Below are 19,948 nucleotides of genomic sequence, written 5' to 3' on the forward strand. Positions count from 1 at the left end.
TGCCGCTCATCCTGCTGGTGCAGTTCGGCACGGCGTACCTGGTGCGGGAGCAGCCGTGGTGGGTCATCGTCCTGGCGGCGTACACACTGGGCGCGGTGGTGAACAACACCTGCTACGTCATCATCCACGAGGCCACGCACAGCCTCATCTTCAAGGGCCGGGCGGGGAACATCCTGGCGGCCATCGGCGCGGACCTGGTGCACGTCATCCCCTCGGCGGTGACATTCACCCGCTTCCACCTGGTCCACCACCGGCACCAGGGCGAGTTCGATCTGGACGCAGACCTGCCCTCGCACGCCGAGGCGAAGCTGGTGGGCAACAGCCGCTTCATGAAGGCGCTGTGGATCGCCTTCTTCCCGCTCATGCAGGCGCTGCGCATGCCGCGCTTCTCCAAGCTGATCAGCTTCTGGGAGCCGTGGACGGTGCTGAACGCGCTGGCGGTGTTCGCGGTGGACGCCGCGGTGTTCTTCCTGCTGGGGCCATGGGCGTTCCTCTACATCGTCCTGAGCATCTTCTTCTCCATCGGCCTGCACCCGCTGGGCGGCCGGCTCATCCAGGAGCACTTCGTGGTGTCCCACCCGCAGGAGACCTACTCCTATTACGGGCCGTGGAACCTCACCGCGCTCAACGTCGGCTACCACAACGAGCACCACGACTTCTCCGCGGTGCCGTGGAACAGGCTGCCGCAGGTCCGCGCGCTGGCGCCGGAGCACTACGACACGCTGGTGTGGCACCGCTCGTGGACGGGGCTGCTGGTGAAGTTCATCTTCGATCCCTCCATGAGCCTCTACAGCCGCATCACCCGCCCGGGCCCGCAGAAGCGCCGGGTGCTCACGGGGGGCGTGGGGCTCGTGCCGGACTCGGTGGAGTCGCTGCAGAAGCCGCCGTCCGCCGTCGACTCGGCCGCCTAGGCTCTGGCATATTCCCGCGGCTCAACAACCGGAGGCTATTTTCATGGGTCTTGCAGAGAAGCGCGCATTGGCGGCCTACCAGAAGGATCACTTTCCGGCGTGGAAGCAGAAGCTGAACGGGGTCTGCGGCTTCGAGCTCGAGTACGACGTGGCCTGGGACCAGCTCGCCAAGGACGGCTACTCGCCCGAGTACACCGCCATGTTCGACTACAACTTCTTCCAGCCGCTGGAGAAGTCGCTGGCGTCGATCTGCCAGGACGATCTCGGCCGCGAAGCCCTCAAGGCGAAGATCAAGAAGGTCCAGATCACCAGCACCCGGAGCTGGTCCTCGATGGAGGTGTCCGTGGAGGGTGACATCTTGAAGGTCGACGCGGACCCCTCCTACGAGCGCTCGGACGGGAGCGTGGGCGACTACGCCGACCGGATCCGCACCAAGCTCGAGGCCGCGCTGTAGTCAGCGGCTCAGGGCTCGGCCACCGGCAGCGTGAAGAAGAAGGTGCTGCCGGCTCCCGGCCGGCTCTCCACCCACAGGGTCCCGCCGTGAGCCTCCACGATGCTCTTGGCGATGCTCAGCCCCAGCCCCGTGCCCCGCTCGAGCGCGTTGCTCGCCCGCCAGAAGCGCTCGAAGAGGTTCGGCACGTCCTCGGGAGGGATGCCCGGCCCGTTGTCCTTCACCGAGAGGCGCACCATCCCGTCCGCCGGTCTGGCGCGCAGGGTGATGAGGCCCCGCGGAGGGGTGAACTTGATGGCGTTGCCCACCAAGTTGCCGAGCACCTGGAGGATGCGCTCCCGATCGGCGCTCACCCGCGGCAGCCCCGGGGCCACCTCCACCCTCAGCTCCTGGAACTTGCTCAGGGCGAGCGGCCGGAGCACCTCGAGCGCCTGATGGAAGAGCCCCTCCACCGGCAGCGGCTGGGGCGCCAGCGGGATGGGCATCCCCTGCACCCGCGCCCGGTCGAGGATGCCGCTGATGAGCTCGTGCATCTGCTCCACGGCGCGGAGGACGAGCTCCATGTGCCGCCGGCCTTGCTTCCGGCGCTCCTCCCCGGGTGAGCGCGCGGCATGGAGGAGCATCTCGGCGTTCATCCTCACCACGATCAGCGGCGTCTTGAGATCATGGGAGACGACCGCGAGCAGCTCCTCGCGCCAGCGCACCGCCTCCTGGGTCTGCTGGTGGAGCAGCGCGGTGTCCACCGTCGTGGCGATGCGCTGGGCGAGCGCCTGGAAGAGGACCTCGTCCGCGGAGCCATAGCGCCCCGGACGCGCGGACAGGAGGGTCAGCACCCCGAACATGCGGCCGCGCACGCGCAGGGGCACACGGAGGTTGGAAGGGAACCCGTCCCACTCGGCCCGCTCCACCGGCACCTGCGCGGGGGGGAGGTTCTCGGGGCCTGCCGGGAAGGCCACCCATGGATGGGAGGCGAGGGACTGGGCGAGGAAGGAGTCGCGCCCGGGGGGACTGCCCGGGGGCTCGGAGGCCACCAGGGCGATGCGCTCGCCGCCAGGCCCCTGATGGAGCAGATCAATGGCGCAGCAATCGGCCCACGCGGGGACTAGCAGGCGTGCGAGGGCGGGGAGCGAGGAACGGTAGTCCAGCGAGCCGACGAGCAGGGCTCCCGCCTCGGCGAGGAAGGTCTGGCGCCGGTGAGCCTCTTCCACCTTCCGGCGCGCCTCGCTCTCGCGCGCCAGAAGGTCGCGCTGGAGGCGTTCGAGCGCCTCGGCGCGCTTGCGCAGGCTCACCTCACGCCTCAGCGCGTAGTGCCGGTCCAGCGCCACCGCGAGCTGGTTGGCCACCACGTCGACGAAGGCGAGCCTCTCCTCAGCCAGGCCTCCGGCCGCCTCCACCTGGAGAATGCCGAAGATGTGTCCCTTGGAGACCAGCGGGAGGGTGATGAAGGCAGGCCCGGCGCTCTCGGGAGGTGCTGGGAGGATCCAGGCCCCCGCCAGCTCCAGCTCGACCGAGGCCTCCCCCTGGAGCTCCACCTGAGGGGCCTTGACCAGGTAGGCATACGTGGCGGCGGCATGGTCGGCGGCCTCGGCCCGCTGAGCGGCCGTCATCTCTGGCACCTGCCAGACGGTCAGGAGGGGATGCTCCAGGAGGGGCTGACCCTCCGCGTCCACCCCCTCGAGCAGGAGTGCAAGGCGCAGGGGCAGCGCAGCGGCGGCAATGTCCATCACCCTGGGGAAGGTGCGCTCCACCCCCTCAAAGCCGGTGAGCAGCTTGCTGATCTCATAGAGGTGGCCCATGTAGCGCCGAGCATGCTCGAGCTCGCGGACGGACCGATGCGAGTCCCCCCGTGACGCGGCTCCCTCACCTTCCTCCATGGCGTGCCCTCCTGGTTCCAGCCTGGCCTGTGAGCCCTACTTGCGGCCGCGCTTGAGCCTCAGGCCCCGTTTCTTCTTCGGCCCTTCCGGGAGGAGTGGGGGTTGCTCCCCGAACTGGCTGGTCAGCCGCAGCCCTCCCTTCCCGATGATGACTCGATAGCCCGACCGGTCGTGGACACTGCCCCGAGTCTTCACGACGAACAGCACCGGGATGAGCGCGCCCGCCTCCTGGGCATAGCGGACCATGAGGATGTTGTCGGCGAGCGGAGACAGCCCTTGCTCACTGAGCGGGTCGGAGAACAAGAGCGCTCGGGACTCGAGGGTGAAGAGGCTCGTCACTCCCAGGGCGCGCAGGCGGGCGACCAGGCTGTACAGGAGCTGCTGGAGGTCCTTGGGGATGAGCCCCAGGACCTCGATGTCGCTGGCGCTGTCGAGCACCACCCGGTCAGGCTTGAACTCGTGGAGCCTGTCCTCCACCTGGCTGAGGAAGCGTGTCGCGTGCCGCTGCTCTCGGGGCAGATAGAGGATCTCCACCCACCCTGCCTCGACCGCCTTCCTCAACGGAAGCCCCAGCTGCTCGGCGCTCTGCATGAGCTGGGCGGGGCCCTCCTCGAGACTGATGTAGAGCGCACGCTCCCGGAGGCGCGCCGCATCGAGCACGAACTGCACGCTGAGGGTACTCTTGCCCGTGCCGGGGCTGCCGGAAGCCAGGGTCACACTGCCGTCGAGCAGCCCACCCCCGAGCAGCTCATCCACCTGCGGCACGCCGGAGGAGACCCGCTCCCGGCGAGGCGAAGGAGGGACGACCGCCGCGCGGAGCGACACCTCGTCAATGCGAGGGAAGAGGGTGATGCCCCCGCGGTCGATGGTCATCGAGTGCCGGCCCTTGGCGTGCCCGGTGTTGCGCAGCTTGATCACCTCGAGGTAGCGGTGGCGCTCCAGCCCCTCTGCCTCCCACTTGAGAGAGATGACCCCGTCCACCACGGTCTCCTCCACACCGAAGCGGGTGAGCTGCTGTGAGCCGGGCAGGGAGTCGTTGGAGAAGAAGCCCACCGCCCCCTGGTTCTGCACGATGTTCGCCAGCCAGAACACCTTGTCGCGCACAATGCGATTGTCCTCGATCTTGTGGAGGAAGAGCGAGAGCGAGTCGATCACCACGCGCCGGGCCCCCAGGGCCTCGACGTGGCGCTGCATCTCCAGGATGTCCCGGTCCACCAGGATGTCCGGCTGGGGGATGAAGACCAGCTGCACCAGTCCCCGGTCGATCTCCCGGTCCAGGTCCCAGCCCAACCCCCGGGCGGTGGCGCGCAGGCGCGCACTGGTCTCCTCGAAGGAGAAGTAGACGCCCTTCTCGCCATGCTCCCGGGCGCCGCGGTAGAGGAACTCCAGCCCCAACACCGTCTTTCCGGAGCCCGCCACGCCCGAGACGATGACGCTGGAGCCCAGCGGGATGCCCTCACCCAGCAGCTCATCGAGCTTGGAGATGCCGGTCTTCAGGCGGCGGGAGGGCTTCGAGTCCTGCCCGGCCTGGGGCTTGCGCCGCAAGGTGATGGCGGGCGCGTAGACCTCGATACCGTCCGTGGTGATGATGAACGGGTGCTCGTCGTTGCTGTGCGAGGTGCCGCGCATCTTGACGATCTGGAGCAGCCGCTGCTGCTCTCCAGAGACCTCGCGCTGCTTGACGGTGATGATGCCGTCAATGATGGAGTAGGTCGGGTGGTCGAAGTCCTCGGAGTTGTACTCCCCGAGCAGGAAGGTGGTGCACTCCCAGGCCATCAGCCGGACGGTGAGCTCGTAGGTGAACTTGCGCAGCTCCTCGGTCGAGCGGGAGAGGTCGTCGAAGACCCTGAAGCTGTCGATGACCACCATCGAGGGCTTGAACTGCTTGAGGTGGTCCATCAGCGTGTTGCACGTCCGCTCGATTCCCTGGGTCCGGAGCATCAGGCCGAGGTCGATGAAGCGGACGCGATCGTCGAGCAGGGCCGGATCGAAGAAGGAGAAGGGCTGCAGGTAGAGCAGCGTCTTCGCGGTCGGCTGGGAGAGGGTGTTGAAGTAGAGGACCCGGCCGCCCTGGGCGGCGTGGTGGAAGCAGATCTGCTGGGTGAGGATGGTCTTGCCCGAGCCCGGGGGGCCCGCGAGCACCGTCACCCCGCCCTTGGGCATGCCGCCGTGGAAGATGGCATCCAGGTTGGGGATGCCCGTCTCCAGCCGGGGAATCATTGGCCGTTCACCTGGGCCACTCATGCCTTTCCACCCCTCTCATCCGCCGACCGGGCCTGCACCTTGCGCAGCTCCGTATGGAGGCCTGGCGTGAGGATCTCTCCTGTGAGTGTGCCAAGCACCCGCAGCAGCTCGACGACCAGGAACGCGAGGGACTCATCGAGGAGCGCTCCGTCGAGGGCTGGCACGGCCTGGCGCAGCTCCGCGAAGTGCACTCCGCTCGTCTCGACTTTGAGCGCCGCGAGGTGCGGAAACTGCTCGGTCCCCTGGTAGAGCACCCGCTCCAGGATGGCCATCAAGGTGATCTCTCCCAGGCTCATGTGAGCCCGGCGCCAGAGCGCATCCAAGGCACGCTCATAGAGCTCGACGAGCGCATGGTGAGACAGAGGCCCTGCCCTGCCGTCTCGCCAGGCGCTCACGACGTCGCTGTGAAGGTTGCGTTCAGACATCTCTTGGAGGCAGGGGCTGCAGAGGGAGCTGGCGCCAGACTTCGCAGGGCTTAGCGGGTGGAATTGAGCAAGTCCACCGTCAAGATGGCTTGTGTTGCAGACGCACCATCCGGTCCATCAAGTGCTCGAGGGCCTTGGCCGGGTCCTCGCAGAGCCCCGAGTGAACGGGCGAGGTCTGGATGATGGTGCTGCGCGGCGCCACCAGCCAGTGCCAGCGCTCCTTCTGGGGCAGCTGGCCAATGGGCCCCGCCGCCCGGCCTCCGGTGCAGATGCGCGGGATGGCCTCCAGGTGGCTGCGGACGAGTTCCAGGTCCACCTCGGGCTCGAGGGCCCGCAGGCGCCGCTCGTCCACCTCGACTTTGGCTGCCAGGAAGCGGCTTGTGAGGCAGAAGAGGATGACGCCCGCGTTGATGAACTCGCCGCGCTCCACGCGAGGCACCACGCGGACGATGGCGTAATCAAACGAGCTGGGCGCGGGCACGCTCCGCCTCCTCGATGAACCGTGGCGCTGCCTCCAGCCGCTCTCGCAGCCAGGCCAGGTATGCCGCCCGGTGTGCTTCTTTGGAGGGGAAGGCCTCCTCCCCTCCCAGCCACTCGTCTGGGATGAGCGCCACCGTCTGTTCGAGCACCTCGGGCGTCAGCCGGCTGCGCAGCGTGGCTTCGGCCTGACGCAGCGCGGTGGCCCAGGGCAGCAGCACGTGGTCCTTGATGGGAGCGAACGCCGTCTTGCTGCGCTCCAGGTACTCCGCCCACGAGTGGTGGAAGTACATCGACGCCCCGTGGTCGATGAGCCACAGCTCCTTGTGCCAGTGCAGCATGTTGGGGTTCTTCGGTGTCCGGTCCACGTTCGTCACGTAGGCGTCGAAGCAGACGATCGCCGAGGCCTCCTCTGCGACGGGCGCCGGCCCCGCGACGGGATCGAACGTGATGGAGCCTGGCAGGTAGTCCAGCGCGAGGTTGAGCCCTCCGCTGGCTTTGATGAGATCCCGGATCTCCTGGTCGGGCTCGGCGCGGCCCAGTACCGGATCCAGGTGCATGAACACCAGCTCCGGGATGCGGAGCCCCATGGCACGTGCCAGCTCTCCTGCCAGCAGCTCCGCGATGAGCACCTTGAGCCCCTGGCCCGCGCCTCGGAACTTCAGCACGTACATCCCCGAGTCATCCGCCTCCACGATGGCGGGCACCGAGCCACCCTCGCGCAGCGGCGTCACATACCTGGTCGCCGTCACCGTCCTCAGCATCACCCCGCACTTATCACGGAGGCGTCCGAGCGCCGCAGGGGAGACTGGCGCAGCCCGGCTGCCGCGGGGCGCTGGGAAACCTGTCTGACAACCAGACAGGTTTAGCCCCAGCGCGCCGCCGGAGCTGGCCGTCAGCGGCGCTCCTTCCCTGTAGGATTCGCTCTCGCATGCGCTCATCTCCCGGCTCCAGCCGCTCTTGCCTCTGGTTGCTCCTCGGTGTCTTGCTGGTCCACACCGCCCAGGCCGCGCCCTCAGGCAGCCCTCCCACGTCCGCCCAGCCTGCGCGCTGGACGGCGCAGTGGATCGCCGCGGAGGGGCACCCTGCTCGGGCCTACGGCGTCTATCTCTTCCGGCGCACGTTCGAGCTCGCCTCCAAGCCGCGCACGTTCCGCGTCCACGTCAGCGGAGACAACCGGTATGCGCTCTTCGTCAACGGCGTGCGCGTGGTGCGCGGCCCTGCCCGCGGCGACATCGAGAACTGGCGCTATGAGACGGTCGATCTCGGTCCCCAGCTCCGCCCGGGGAAGAACGTCCTGGCCGCGGTGGTGTGGAACTACGCCGAGCATGGGCCCTTCGCCCAGATCAGCCATCGCACCGGGTTCGTCCTTCAAGGAGACACCGAGAAGGAGAGCACCCTCGTCGACAGCGGGCCCTCGTGGAAGGCCGTCCGCGATGAGGGCTTCGAGGTGCTGCCCATGGGGTACGCCCGGATGAAGACCTTCTATGTGGCCGGGCCAGGAGATCGTCTGCGGGCGGAGCGACACCCCTGGGGCTGGGAGCTCCCGGGCTTCGATGATGCGGCCTGGCCCGCCGTGGCCGTCGTGGCCCCAGCGGCGGCGAAGGGGGGCTCGTATGTCACGGACAACGAGTGGCTGCTGGTCCCCCGCAACATCCCCCTCATGGAGGAGCGTCCCGAGCGGCTGAAGGCCGTGCGGCGCTCCACCGGCGTCCAGGTGCCCCAGGGGTTCCCGGCACAGCCCGCCGCGCTGCGCATTCCCGCCCGGACCCGCGCCGAGCTGCTGCTGGACCAGGGGCACCTCACCACCGCCTATCTGGAGCTCCTCGTCTCGGGTGGACGAGGAGCGCGGGTCGAGGTGGCCTACGCCGAGAACCTCTGGGGACCCGATGGCAAGCAGAAGGGGCACCGGGACGAGGTCGACGGGAAGCTCTTCCGCGGCAACATGGACGAGCTGTGGCCCGATGGAGGTGCCCGGCGCCTCTTCTCGCCGCTGTGGTGGCGCACGTACCGCTACGTGCAGCTCATCATCGAGACGGCGGACGAGCCGCTCACCCTCGAGGATCTGCGAGGCATCTACACCGGCTATCCCTTCGAGCGCCGGGCCCGCTTCGACGCCCGCTCCGCCGAGCTGGAGAAGATCCTCGACGTGGGCTGGCGGACGGCCCGCCTGTGCGCGCACGAGACGTATATGGACTGTCCCTACTACGAGCAGCTCCAGTATGTGGGCGACACGCGAGTGCAGGCGCTGATCTCCCTCTACATGTCCGGGGATGACCGCCTCATGCGCAACGCCATCGTCCAGTTCAACCAGTCGCGCGTGAGCGACGAGCTGACCACGAGCCGCTATCCCGTCAGCTCGCGGCAGTACATCCCCGCCTTCTCCCTGCTCTGGATCGGCATGGTGCACGACCACTGGTGGTACCGGGGAGACGCGGCGTTCGCGCGGGAGCAGCTCTCGGGTGTCCGCGCGGTGCTCTCCTACTTCCAGCGGCACTCGCGGCCGGAGGGTGGGCTGACGCGGCTGCCCTACTGGGGCTTCGTCGACTGGGTGGAGGGCTGGCCCGGAGGCGTGCCGCCCGGGTGGAACGTGCCGCCCTTCTGGAGCAAGGCCGGCGAGACGGTGTTCCCGGAGAGCGATCCCCAGGGCTCCTCGTCCGTCATGGATCTGCACCTGCTGCTCGCGTACGACTGGGCGGCCGAGCTGGAGCGCGCCGTGGGTGAGCCCGCCCGCGCCGAGCAGGCCGAGAAGGCCGCCGCCGCGCTCCGGGCCACCCTCCGCCGCCTCTATTGGAGTGACGCCCGGAAGCTCTTCGCAGACACGGCCCACCACAAGAGCTTCTCGGTGCATGCGAACGCGCTCGCCGTCCTGGCCGAGGCCGTCACCGGTGACGAGGCGCGCACGTTGATGGAGCGAGCGCTCGCCGATACCACACTGACCCGCCCCACCATCTACTTCCGCTTCTATGTCCACGACGCGCTTCGGAAGGTGGGGCTGGGGGACACGTACCTCGATCAGCTCGGCCCCTGGCGCCGCATGCTGGCCCTGGGGCTGACCACCTGGGCCGAGACCGAGGATCCCTCCCGCTCCGAGTGTCACGCGTGGGGCGCGAGCCCCAACATCGAGCTGTACCGCACGGTGCTCGGGATCGACGCGGCCGCGCACGGCTGGCAGCGGGTGAGCCTACGGCCTGCGCTGGGCTCGCTCCCGCAGGCCAGTGGGACCATCCCCCACCCTCGCGGGGAGCTGTCCGTGGCGTACACCGTGAAGAACGGACGGCTCGAAGCCCGAGTCCAGCTCCCCGCCGGCGTCGAAGGCGAGCTCCACTGGGCGGGACAGACGCGGGCCCTGCCTCCAGGGCGCAGCGCCGTGAGCCTCGACAGCCGCCCGCAGACTCCCCGCTGAACGAGCGGCCCCGTCCAGCCGTGGACTCCTCCCCACCGCGAGCCTTGTGCCCCGGAGGCATAGACAAGTAAGACGCGTCCACCCTGAATAACCGGAGGCGCCCATGCGGATGCCCAGGACCGCTGTACTGGCGTTGCTCGTCACTCTCGCACTCCCCCCCGCGGCCATGGCGGGCCAGAGCGCCTCGAAGCGCTGGGCGGCCCATCGCGGCGAGTTCTCCTCGTGGCAGCTCAGCGGTGCGAGCCGTGCGGCGGATGGCTCGCTCCAGCTGCTCCCGGGCCAGTCCTGGGCCGGCACGGATCCGTACGGGCCCGGCGGCTTCGCCGGCGGCAACTACTACAACGGCGGCTCGTTCGTGCAGGGCGAGGTGACCAGCCCCATCGTCACCTCCTCCTTTGCCTTCCGCCAGGCCATCGCCTCCTGGGAGGCCAGCACGCCCACGGGCACCTGGGTGGAGACATTCATCCGCGTGCAGGTCTCCGGCACCTGGACGAAGTGGTACAGCCTGGGCGTGTGGGCCTCGGACGGCTCGACGGTGCAGCGTCACTCGGCCACCTCGCAGTCCGACAACGTGGCGTATGTCGCCACCGACACGCTGGTCGTCACCGCCAAGAAGGCGTCCGCCACCGCCTGGCAGGTGAAGGTGCGGCTCTTCAGCGCCAACGGCGTGGCCACCCCAAGCCTGCGCGCCAGCGCCGTCACCGTCTCCCTGGCGCCGGACCGCCCCTCCTCGTTCCCTCCTGGTAGCTCCGCCCGCTGGAACACGGTGCTCGGGGTGCCCCAGTGCTCGCAGATGGTCTACCCGGACGGAGGCGAGGTCTGGTGCAGCCCCACGTCCACCGCCATGGTGCTGCGGTACTGGGCCGGAGAGAGCACGACGAGCTGCGAGCCGCACGTGCGCGCTTCCGTCAGCGGTGTGTATGACTGGTACTACGGCGGGCACGGCAACTGGCCGTTCAACACCGCCTATGCCTCGGCCCAGGGCTTCCAGGCTCACGTGGCGCGCTTCACGAGCTTCTCCCAGCTGGAGCCGTGGATCTCCGCGGGCGTCCCCGCCATCCTGAGCGTGGCGTGGCGCAATGGCGAGCTCACGGGCGCGCCCATCGCCTCCACCGCCGGGCACCTGATCGTCCTGGTGGGCTTCGACGCGGCCGGCAACCCCGTGGTGAACGACCCGGCCGGCCCGAGCAACACCACCGTGCGCCGCACGTACTACCGCTCGCAGCTGGAGCCGCTGTGGCAGAGCGCCTCGGCCGGCACCGCGTACCTCATCTACCCTCAGGGCTGGACGGTGCCCGCCCTGTGAGCGCGCCGACACCTTGCCCCTTCGGTGGGCGGCCAGGCTGAGGTGCGCTCCGTATACATATAAGGATAAGGGAGCGCTCCTCGGAGTGGACAGCCGCCAGTGAAGCAGGCACCGTCCCCGCCGTTGCGCCGTGCAGCCCTGGCGCATAGACACCCTGTCACCCCGACTGGAGGAAGCCTTGCCCCTGTCGCTCCTGGCGGCGCTGGTGCTCACTGCCGCCCCCGCCCTCTCGCCCCACCCCTACAACGTCCAGGATCAGGTCACGCTGCGCCGGCTCAGTGAGCCGCGCGTCTCTCCTGACGGCCAGCGCATCGCCTTCGTGCTGCGCACCACGGACATGGAAGCCAACCGCGGCCGCACGGACTTGTGGCTCGTCAACGCGGATGGCTCCGGCACTCGCCAGCTCACCTCCCACCCGGACAGTGACAACCAGCCCGTGTGGGCCCCGGATGGCCGCAGCCTCTTCTTCCTCTCCTCGCGCGGCGGCTCCTCCCAGGTGTGGCGCCTGCCCATCGACGGCGGCGAGCCCCAGCAGGTGACGAAGCTCCCGCTCGACGTGAACGCCTTCGCCCTCTCGCGGGATGGCGCCAGGCTCGCCGTCGCCCTGGAGGTCTTCCCCGACTGCCCCACCCTGGACTGCAACACCCAGCGCAACGAGGCGAAGGCCAAGAACAAGAGCTCTGGCCGCGTCTACGACAAGCTCTTCGTCCGCCACTGGGACTCGTGGAAGGAGGGCACCCGCTCGCACCTCTTCGTCGTCCCCGTGGCCGGCGGCACGCCCGTGGACGTGATGAAGGGCATGGACGCGGACAGCCCGGGCAAGCCCTTCGGCGGGCCGGAAGAGTTCACCTTCACCCCGGATGGCAAGGGCGTGGTCTTCACCGCCCGGGACGTGGGCCGCCAGGAGTCCTGGAGCACCGATCTGGATCTCTTCCTCGCCTCCGCGGACGGGCAGGGCCCGCCACGCAAGCTCACCGTCAGCAACCGCGCCACGGACACCTCCCCGGTGTTCAGCCCGGATGGGAAGACGCTCGCGTACCTGGCCATGGAGCGCCCGGGCTACGAGGCGGACCGCCTGCGCGTCATCCTCCGCACGTGGCCGGAGGGCAAGGAGCGGGTGCTCACGGAGAAGTGGGATCGCTCCGCCGGCGGGCTCGCCTGGAGCACGGACGGCAAGACGCTCTTCACCTCCGCCTACAGCGAGGGCCAGCATCCCGCCTTCGCCATCGACGTGGCCAGCGGCCAGGTGCGCCAGCTCACCCAGCAGGGCCATGCCTCGGACGTGCAGCCAGCCGGGAGCCGCATCGTCTACAGCTTCGACACGCTGAAGGCTCCCGCGGACCTGGTCTCCAGCGGCGCGGACGGCTCGGACGCGCGCCCGCTCACCCGCGTCAACCAGGAGGCGCTGGCCGCCATCCGCTTCGGAGACTACGAGCCCTTCACCTTCGCCGGCTGGAACGGGGAGAAGGTGTTCGGCTATGTGGTGAAGCCGGTCGACTTCGATCCGAAGAAGAAGTACCCGGTGGCCTTCCTCATCCACGGCGGGCCGCAGGGCAGCTTCAGCAACCACTTCCACTACCGGTGGAACCCGCAGACGTACGCGGCGCGGGGCTACGCGGTGGTGAGCATCGACTTCCACGGCTCGACGGGCTACGGGCAGGCCTTCACGGACTCCATCCAGGATGACTGGGGCGGCAAGCCGCTGGAGGATCTGCAGAAGGGGCTGGCGGCGGCCCTCTCTCGCTACTCCTTCCTCCACCCCGAGCGGGTGTGCGCGCTGGGCGCCAGCTACGGCGGCTACATGATCAACTGGATCGCCGGGAGCTGGCCGGACCGCTTCAAGTGCCTGGTGAACCACGACGGCATCCTCGACAACCGCATGGGGTACTTCGACACGGAGGAGCTCTGGTTCCCCGAGTGGGAGCACCGCGGCACGCCGTGGGCGAACCCCGCCGCCTTCGAGAAGCACAACCCCATCCACCACGTGGGCAAGTGGAAGACGCCCATGCTCGTCGTCCAGGGCGGCAAGGACTTCCGCGTGGTGGAGACACAGGCGCTGGGCACCTTCAACGCGCTCCAGCGCCGCGGCATCCCCTCCCGGTTCCTCTACTTCCCGGATGAGAACCACTGGGTGCTCAAGCCCGCCAACAGCGTGCTGTGGCACGACACGGTGCTGAGCTGGCTGGACCAGTGGACAAAGCCGGGCGCCGCGGCCCCCGTGGTCAAGAGCGCGCCCTAGTCACAGCAGCACTGGCGGGAGTTGCATTCATGCCCGAACGTCTCTCACATCCCCCCCCCTCCAGAGCCCCGGCTCGGGTGTGGCTCGTGGAGGACAACCTCCTGGACACGCAGCGCACGCTCGCGCTGCTGGGGAGGTTCTACGCGGTGACGCACTTCGGCGATGCCGCCAGCATGCTGGAGCGCCTGAGCGACGAGCCCCCGCCGGACCTCCTGCTGCTCGACTGGCAGCTGCCCGGCGTGTCCGGGCTGGATGCGTGCCGCTTCGTGCGCGAGCAGCACGATGAGGCGGCCCTGCCCGTGCTCATGCTCACCGTGCGAGGGGCGCGGGAGGACTTCCGCGAGGGGCTGCAGGCGGGCGCCAATGACTACGTGGCCAAGCCCTACGACGAGACGGAGTTCCTGGCGCGTGTGCGCACCCTGCTGCGGATGCGCCGAGCCATCGCGGATGCGCGCAGCTCCCAGGCCCTGGCGGAGGCCACCCAGGCGGAGCTGGATGCTGAGCGTGTCCACCTGAGGGACTTGTTCGAGAACGCGCCAGCCATCGTCTGCGTCCTGCGAGAACCCGGCCACGTCTTCCAGATGGCCAACCCCCTCTATCGGCGTGTCATCGCGGGAGAGCGACAGCTGGTGGGGCTTCCGGTGCGCGAGGCCCTGCCGGAGGTGGTGAATCAAGGCTTCATCCGGCTGCTGGACGAGGTGTATCGCACGGGTGTGCCCTTCGTTGGCCACGAGATGCCACTGCGGCTGGACCGGCATGGGAATGGCCAGCTCGAGGACACCTTCTTTACCTTCGTGTACCAACCCACGCACGATGCACAGGGAAACGTGGACGGCATCGCCGTCTTCGGCTTCGAGGTGACAGAGCAGGTGGTGGCGCGCAGGAGGGCGGAGGCGGCCACGGCGCAGCTGGAGGCCATCTTCCAGAGCATCCCGGACGCCTTGTACGTGGGAGGCCCGAGCGGCATCCACCGCGCCAACGCGGCCGCCCTGGACATGCTCGGCTATGACAGCGTGGAGGCGCTCAACCGCAACATCGGCACCCTGGCAGAGGAGATCCGCACGCGCCGCGTGGACACCGGGGAGATCATCCCGGAGGAGGGCCAGGCCTTCACCTCCGCCCTGCGGGGACAGCCCGACGTTCAGGAGGTGCTGGTGCGCAACCTGCGAACGGGCGAGGACCGCGTGGTCCGTAGCTCCTGCGCTCCCATCCGGGTGGGCACCGAGGTGGTGGGGGCGGTGGCCATCAACGTCGACATCACCGAGCGCCGCCGCATGGAGGAGGCGCTGCGCAAGAGCGAGGAGCACCTGCGCCGAGTGGCGGAGGCGACAGGCGTGGGGACCTGGGAGCTGGAGCTTCGCACCCGGCACATCCTGGCGGATGCGCGGATGCGCGAGCTGTTCTGGCTCGCGCCGGACGGGCCTCTCACGCAGGAGGCGGTCTTCGAGGCGGTGCACCCGGAGAACCGGAAGCAGGTGGTCGAAGCTGTCACCCAAGCACTGGCAGGAGCGCGCGAAGGCCGCTACGCGTTGGAGTACCGCCTCCGGAACACCGACGGCCACCAGCGCTGGGTGGAGGCTCGCGGGCGCGCGTACTTCGATGCGGCCAGCAAGCCGGTGCGCTTCCTGGGTACCGTGGTGGACATCAGCCCGCGCAAGGAGGCCGAGAGCGCCCAGGCCGAGTTCCTCCAGGCGCTCATGTCCCAGCCCCTCCTGGGGGTTGCCATCTTCCGGGGCCCGCACCATGTCTTCGAGACGGCCAATGCGCCCTACCAGCAGATGGTGGGCAGCCGCGACGTGGTGGGCAAGCCCATGCTCGAGGCACTCCCAGAGCTGAAGGGCCAGGGCTTCGACACCCTGCTCACCCGGGTGATGCAGACCGGGGAGCCCTTCGTGGGCCGGGAGACGCCCGTCGTCCTTGGCAGGCACGGCGCGGAGAGGCTGGAGCAGGCCTTCTTCAACTTCGTGTACCAGCCCATGCGCGGGCGGGAGGGCCTCTCCGATGGGGTCCTCGTCGTCGCCCAGGACGTGACGGACCTGGTGCGCGCCCGGCATGATGCGGAGCGGCTCGCCCAGGAGTCCAAGGGGCGCTCGGACTTCGAGCAGCAGCTCATCGGTATCGTCAGTCACGACCTGCGCAATCCCCTGCAGGCCATCCACCTGGGCGTGATGAGCCTCCTGCGGCAAGACGACCTGAGTGAGCGCCAGACGAAGGTGACCGTGCGCATCCAGTCCAGCGTCGAGCGCGCGAGCCGGATGATTCGAGACCTGCTCGACTTCACCCAGGCGCGCCTGGGGAGCGGCATCCGCCTCGAGCGGCGGCCCACGGACTTGTTCGACGTGGTGCGCAACGTCCTGCAGGAGGTGGAGGCCATCTACCCCGACCGTGAGGTGCGGCTGCGGCAAGAGGGCGACGGCAAGGGAAGCTGGGATGCCGACCGGCTCTCTCAGGCCGTGCAGAACCTCGTCACCAACGCCCTCAAGTACAGCCCCGAGGGCACACCCGTGGCGGTGACGATGAGGGGAGAGCCGGGCCACATCGTGCTCCAGGTGCAGAACGCGGGAGCCCCCATTCCGTCGGAGCTGCTGCCGCGCATCTTCGAGCCCCTGCAGCGGGCCACGGCGGACGTGGACAAGCAGGGCCGCAGCGTGGGCCTGGGCCTCTACATCGTGAAGCACCTGGTGGAGGCGCATGCGGGCACAGTGGAGGTGAAGTCCTCCGAGGCAGAGGGCACCACCTTCCAAGTGCGGCTGCCCCGAAGCGCATCCGGCGCAGCCTCCTGAGCGGCCTGCCCTGCGGTTCGCTGCGGGGGGCGAGGCTTCCCGCGGCTCGCGCCAGGCCTCACTTCGTGGGGGGCGTCGCCTCCGCCAGAGCAGGCGTTGATGCCGAGCCCGCGCCCGGGGCTGGGGTGTCCACCTTGAAGCCCGCGCGCTCCAGCATGGCGCGCATCTCGGAGCGAGCCACTGACTTGCTGAGCGCCTCGTTCGGCTCGATGACCTTCTTCTTCACCAGCTCGAGCAGCGAGTCATTCAGCGTCACCATCCCCTGCCCGCGCGAGGTCTGCATCACCGAGGGAATCTGGAACGCCTTCCCCTCGCGGATGAGGTTGGACACCGAGCCGGTGCACAGGAGCACCTCCTGCGCCGCCACCCGCCCGCCGCCGATGCGCTTGCACAGCGACTGCGCGATGACGCCCTTGAGGGACTCGGAGAGCATCATCCGGATCTGCGGCTGACGATCCGCCGGGAACTGGTCGATGATGCGCTCCACCGTGGACGCCGCCGTGTTGGTGTGCAGCGTCCCGAACACGAGGTGCCCCGTCTCCGCCGTCTCGATGGCGGTGGCGATCGTCTCCAGGTCCCTCATCTCGCCCACCAGCACGACATCTGGGTCCTCTCGCAGCGCGGCGCGCAGTGCGTTCTTGAAGGAGTGCGTGTGGACTCCCACCTCGCGCTGGTTCACCAGACAGCTCTTGTTCCTGTGAACGAACTCGATGGGGTCCTCGACGGTGATGATGTGGTCCTCGCGGTGGCGGTTGACGTAGTCGATCAGCGCCGCCAGCGTGGTGGACTTGCCGCTGCCCGTGGGGCCCGTCACCAGCACCAGTCCCTTGGTGAGGAAGCACAGGTCCAGCACGTGCCGGGACAGGCCGATCTCCTCCGCGGTGCGGATCTTGTTGGGGATCTGCCGCAGCACGGCGCCGATGCCCTTGCGGTCCTCGAAGACGTTGACGCGAAAGCGCGCCGCGGACGTCTCGTAGGCGAAGTCCGTGTCGTGGAACTCCTCCCACTGCTTGCGGTTCTTCTCGGGGGCGATGCTGAAGATCATCGCCTTGAGCTTCTCGTGCGTGACGACGCCGTAGTCCTCGATCGCCACCATGTCGCCGTCGATGCGCATGTGCGGCAGCGTCTCGCTCGTCAGGTGCAGATCCGAGGCGTCACGGGCCAGCATCGCCTTCATCAAGGCGAGCATCTGTGACTCGGCGAGCTTCCTGGGGTCCTGGACCTCTTCGACGGAGGGGCCCGGCGCCACAGGCGCCAGGACGGGAGCCGCTGGAGCAACGGTGAGCACCGGGGGCTGGGTGACAGGACCCGTGGGGACTGCCGGGACAAGCGGCGTGGCCGGCACGTGCGTGGATGGAGCTGCGGCTGCGGCGGGTGCAGCGGGAACAGGCACCGGGGGCAGCGTCGAAGGCCCCATAGGAGCGGCGGGTGCTACCGATGCCGCAGGGGCGGTAGGAGCAGGCACCGGCGCCAGTGTGAGCGGCCTCGCGGGAGCTGCACGCACCGGCGGGGCCGCGGGCGCGACAGGAGCGGCCGGAACGTGCGGCTCGGCCACTGCAGGAACTTCCGCCAGTGTGGCGTGCGGAACGGGGGCGGGGGTCTCCGCGACGGGCCGTGCTACTGGCGCCACGGGGAGCACCGGCACGGGAGCTGACACCGGGGCTGGCGGCGCGGGAGGCGCCTTAGGAATGGGAGTGTTGAACCCGCCCGGCCCAGAGAGTTCCAGCTCCAGCTCGTACGCATCCGGCAGATCCTGCGAGATGAGCACAGGGTCGACAGCCTGGGCCACCAGATCGAGCATCTCGTGCGGCGAAGCCAGCTCGAGCTTCTCCTCCTCGAAGGGCGAGGGGAGCTGGGCAAAGGGCACCAGCGACACCTTCACGTAGCCCTGGAGAAGCTCCAGCGTGACCTGCACCTGGCCAGCGGGTGCGGCGTAGGGGAAGGCGGTGGTGCCCTCGGGCGGGAAGGCGGTCCGCTGCTCAGCGGGTAGCAGCTCCGCGATCGCCCCGAGGATCTGCTGGGTGGTGAGGTTCTGCTTCAGCACCGGCAGCAGCCCCGTGGGGGTGCGCATGTTCACACCGCCACCGGTCTGGATCAGCAGCTCCTGACCGGAGTCCTTGAAGAGCTTTTCGATGATGGCGTCGAGCCTGGCCATGGCGTCCGCGAGCTTAAGCTTTTTGTAGCACGAGAGAGACAAGCCCTCTCAGTCCGCCCAGGCGCAGGCCGCCCTCCTACCGCACCAGGACACGCCAAAATTACAGAATGGGTCGAACCCCGGACGGCCGCCGGCCCCTCGCACGCGGCGTGCGGGAAGGACTGTCACCGACGCGGGGCTCGTGAGGCCAGCTCGCGCTCCACGAAGAGCCGGAGGATGTGCAGGAAGTCCTGCGCGTTGGTGACCACGCCAAACGCCTGGTGCGTGCCCCGGTCCTTCAGCTTGCTCACCACGAACTCGGACGAGTCCACGCAGATGGTCGCCAGCTCCCTCAGCCCACCGTCAGGCTCGGTGAAGAACGAGGGCAGCATGTTCCCCGTGGCGATCGCGTGCAGCGCCGTGGCGATCAGCACCGCCATCGTCGCCTTCACCGTGTGGCGCCGCATGGCGTCCTGCGCCGCCAGGTTGTCCGTCACCACGTCCGGCAGCGGCCCGTCATCCCGGATGGAGCCCGTCAGCACGAACGGCACGCCGTGCACCACGCATGCGTGCATGATGCCGTCCTTGATGACGCCCCGCTCCACCGCCTCTGCGATGGAGCCCGCCGCGCGCACCTGGTTGATGGCGCGCATGTGCAGGCCATGCCCGCCCGACGTCGCCTCGCCCTCGCCGCTCATCCCCAGCGTGGTGCCGAAGATGGACGCCTCGATGTCATGCACCGCCACCGCGTTGCCCGCCAGCAGCGCCCCCACGAAGCCGTTGACGATGAACCACGTCATGTCCGCTCGCGCCCGCGAGTGCACCAGCGCCGGCCCCGTCACCCACACCGGATAGCCACCCCGCTCGCGCTCCGCCACCAACAGCCGCGCCATGCGCGCGTAGTCGATGGGCTTCTCGCGCGACACCTCGCTTGTCATGAACTTGAACTCGCCCTCCACGCCACCCGCCAGCCACGAGGCGTGCACGTAGATGCCCTGGCTCCCATCCTCCGCCTGGCCCATCGCCACCCGCTCGCCCTGGCGCACGCGACGCCCCTCACGCGTCCACAGCTCCCCGTCCGCCCCCAGCACCAGCGCGCAGTCCATCCGCGGCTCGCGCGGCATGCGCCAGCGCCCTCCCACCCGCACGTAGGTGGGCAGGTTCGTGGTGGAGAAGAAGCCCTCGGGCAGGACTCCATCCGCCGGAGCGGGCTCGAAGCGGGCCTCCGGGGCTCGCGCGAAGCGCTCAGCGCTGAAGTCGGGGTGGGGAATGGTGCTCACCCCGGGAAGATGGACGGATGCCCCCCCTGGTTCAAGTGTGATGGCGCCCCCCATGCTGGCGGTGCCCACGACGACGCCAAGTGCGTCCACCCACCGCGAACAGCGCCTAACCGACTGAATTTACAGGCGAACATTCCTCCTGAAAAATCCCTGGGAGAGGGCCCGCAACTTCCACCCGGGCGTCGGGTTCATGTCGGCAGAGACGATGCCGGCACGGCCGGCACAAACCCAAGGAGAACGACCAAGATGAAGACCCTCTCTCTTGCTGTGGCGGTGGTGGCGGGCGTGATGATGGCAGCTCCGGCCGAGGCCGCGCGGTCGGACCGGCGGCAGGTGAAGCAGCAGGTGCGCATCGTCCAGGGTGTGAAGAGCGGCGAGCTCACGAAGGCAGAGGCCACACGGCTGGAGGTGCAGCACC

At 68.9% G+C, this 19,948-nt stretch carries 13 protein-coding genes; 6 read left to right on the top strand and 7 right to left on the bottom strand.

All coding sequences use genetic code 11. The features are described from left to right. Positions 1-911 (top strand): fatty acid desaturase (locus VD972_RS34165; protein WP_324992994.1); only part of this gene is annotated, 911 nt, incomplete at its 5' end. Between the two features lie 43 nt (positions 912-954). Then, complete coding sequence (locus VD972_RS34170; protein ID WP_324992995.1) at positions 955-1,365, top strand: hypothetical protein; 411 nt, start codon at positions 955-957, stop codon at positions 1,363-1,365. Positions 1,366-1,373: 8 nt separating this feature from the next. On the opposite strand, the gene VD972_RS34175 is transcribed toward VD972_RS34170, so the two are convergent. From VD972_RS34175 to VD972_RS34195, 5 genes are all read right to left on the bottom strand, one after another. Next, positions 1,374-3,236: a sensor histidine kinase gene (locus VD972_RS34175; protein ID WP_324992996.1), complete on the bottom strand. Its 1,863-nt coding sequence runs from the start codon at positions 3,234-3,236 to the stop codon at positions 1,374-1,376. 36 nt (positions 3,237-3,272) lie between these two features. Next, positions 3,273-5,456 carry an ATPase domain-containing protein gene (locus tag VD972_RS34180; RefSeq protein WP_324992997.1) on the bottom strand — a complete coding sequence of 728 codons (2,184 nt, stop codon included), beginning with the start codon at positions 5,454-5,456 and terminating at the stop codon, positions 3,273-3,275. A 20-nt stretch (positions 5,457-5,476) separates the two neighbouring features. Continuing rightward, on the bottom strand, positions 5,477-5,803 hold the full coding sequence (locus VD972_RS34185) for a hypothetical protein (protein ID WP_324992998.1): 327 nt from the start codon (positions 5,801-5,803) through the stop codon (positions 5,477-5,479). Positions 5,804-5,984: 181 nt separating this feature from the next. After that, positions 5,985-6,386: a DUF3037 domain-containing protein gene (locus VD972_RS34190; RefSeq protein WP_324992999.1), complete on the bottom strand. Its 402-nt coding sequence runs from the start codon at positions 6,384-6,386 to the stop codon at positions 5,985-5,987. Then, complete coding sequence (locus tag VD972_RS34195) at positions 6,364-7,146, bottom strand: HipA family kinase (protein ID WP_324993006.1); 783 nt, start codon at positions 7,144-7,146, stop codon at positions 6,364-6,366. Before VD972_RS34195 ends, VD972_RS34190 begins: the two co-directional genes overlap by 23 nt. A gap of 167 nt (positions 7,147-7,313) precedes the next feature. Between VD972_RS34195 and VD972_RS34200 the strand changes: the two genes are divergently transcribed. The 4 genes from VD972_RS34200 (at position 7,314) to VD972_RS34215 (ending at position 16,116) form a co-directional block, all read left to right on the top strand. Next, complete coding sequence (locus tag VD972_RS34200) at positions 7,314-9,788, top strand: alpha-L-rhamnosidase C-terminal domain-containing protein (RefSeq protein WP_324993000.1); 2,475 nt, start codon at positions 7,314-7,316, stop codon at positions 9,786-9,788. A 109-nt stretch (positions 9,789-9,897) separates the two neighbouring features. Beyond that, positions 9,898-11,094, top strand: coding sequence for a peptidase C39 family protein (locus VD972_RS34205; RefSeq protein WP_324993001.1), 1,197 nt, complete (start codon positions 9,898-9,900; stop codon positions 11,092-11,094). A 178-nt stretch (positions 11,095-11,272) separates the two neighbouring features. Continuing rightward, positions 11,273-13,333, top strand: a complete 2,061-nt coding sequence (locus tag VD972_RS34210) for a S9 family peptidase (protein WP_324993002.1) — start codon at positions 11,273-11,275, stop codon at positions 13,331-13,333. A gap of 29 nt (positions 13,334-13,362) precedes the next feature. Beyond that, a complete protein-coding gene (locus VD972_RS34215; RefSeq protein ID WP_324993003.1) occupies positions 13,363-16,116 on the top strand; it encodes a PAS domain-containing protein in 2,754 nt (917 codons plus the stop codon). Positions 16,117-16,174: 58 nt separating this feature from the next. On the opposite strand, the gene VD972_RS34220 is transcribed toward VD972_RS34215, so the two are convergent. Beyond that, entirely contained in the window at positions 16,175-18,271 is a 2,097-nt protein-coding gene (locus tag VD972_RS34220; protein WP_324993004.1) for a type IV pilus twitching motility protein PilT, read from the bottom strand. A gap of 164 nt (positions 18,272-18,435) precedes the next feature. Further along, entirely contained in the window at positions 18,436-19,530 is a 1,095-nt protein-coding gene (locus VD972_RS34225; RefSeq protein ID WP_324993005.1) for a hypothetical protein, read from the bottom strand. Between the last annotated feature and the right edge of the window lie 418 nt (positions 19,531-19,948).

The organism is Hyalangium sp. (assembly GCF_035629615.1).
Classification (GTDB): Bacteria; Myxococcota; Myxococcia; order Myxococcales; family Myxococcaceae; genus Hyalangium.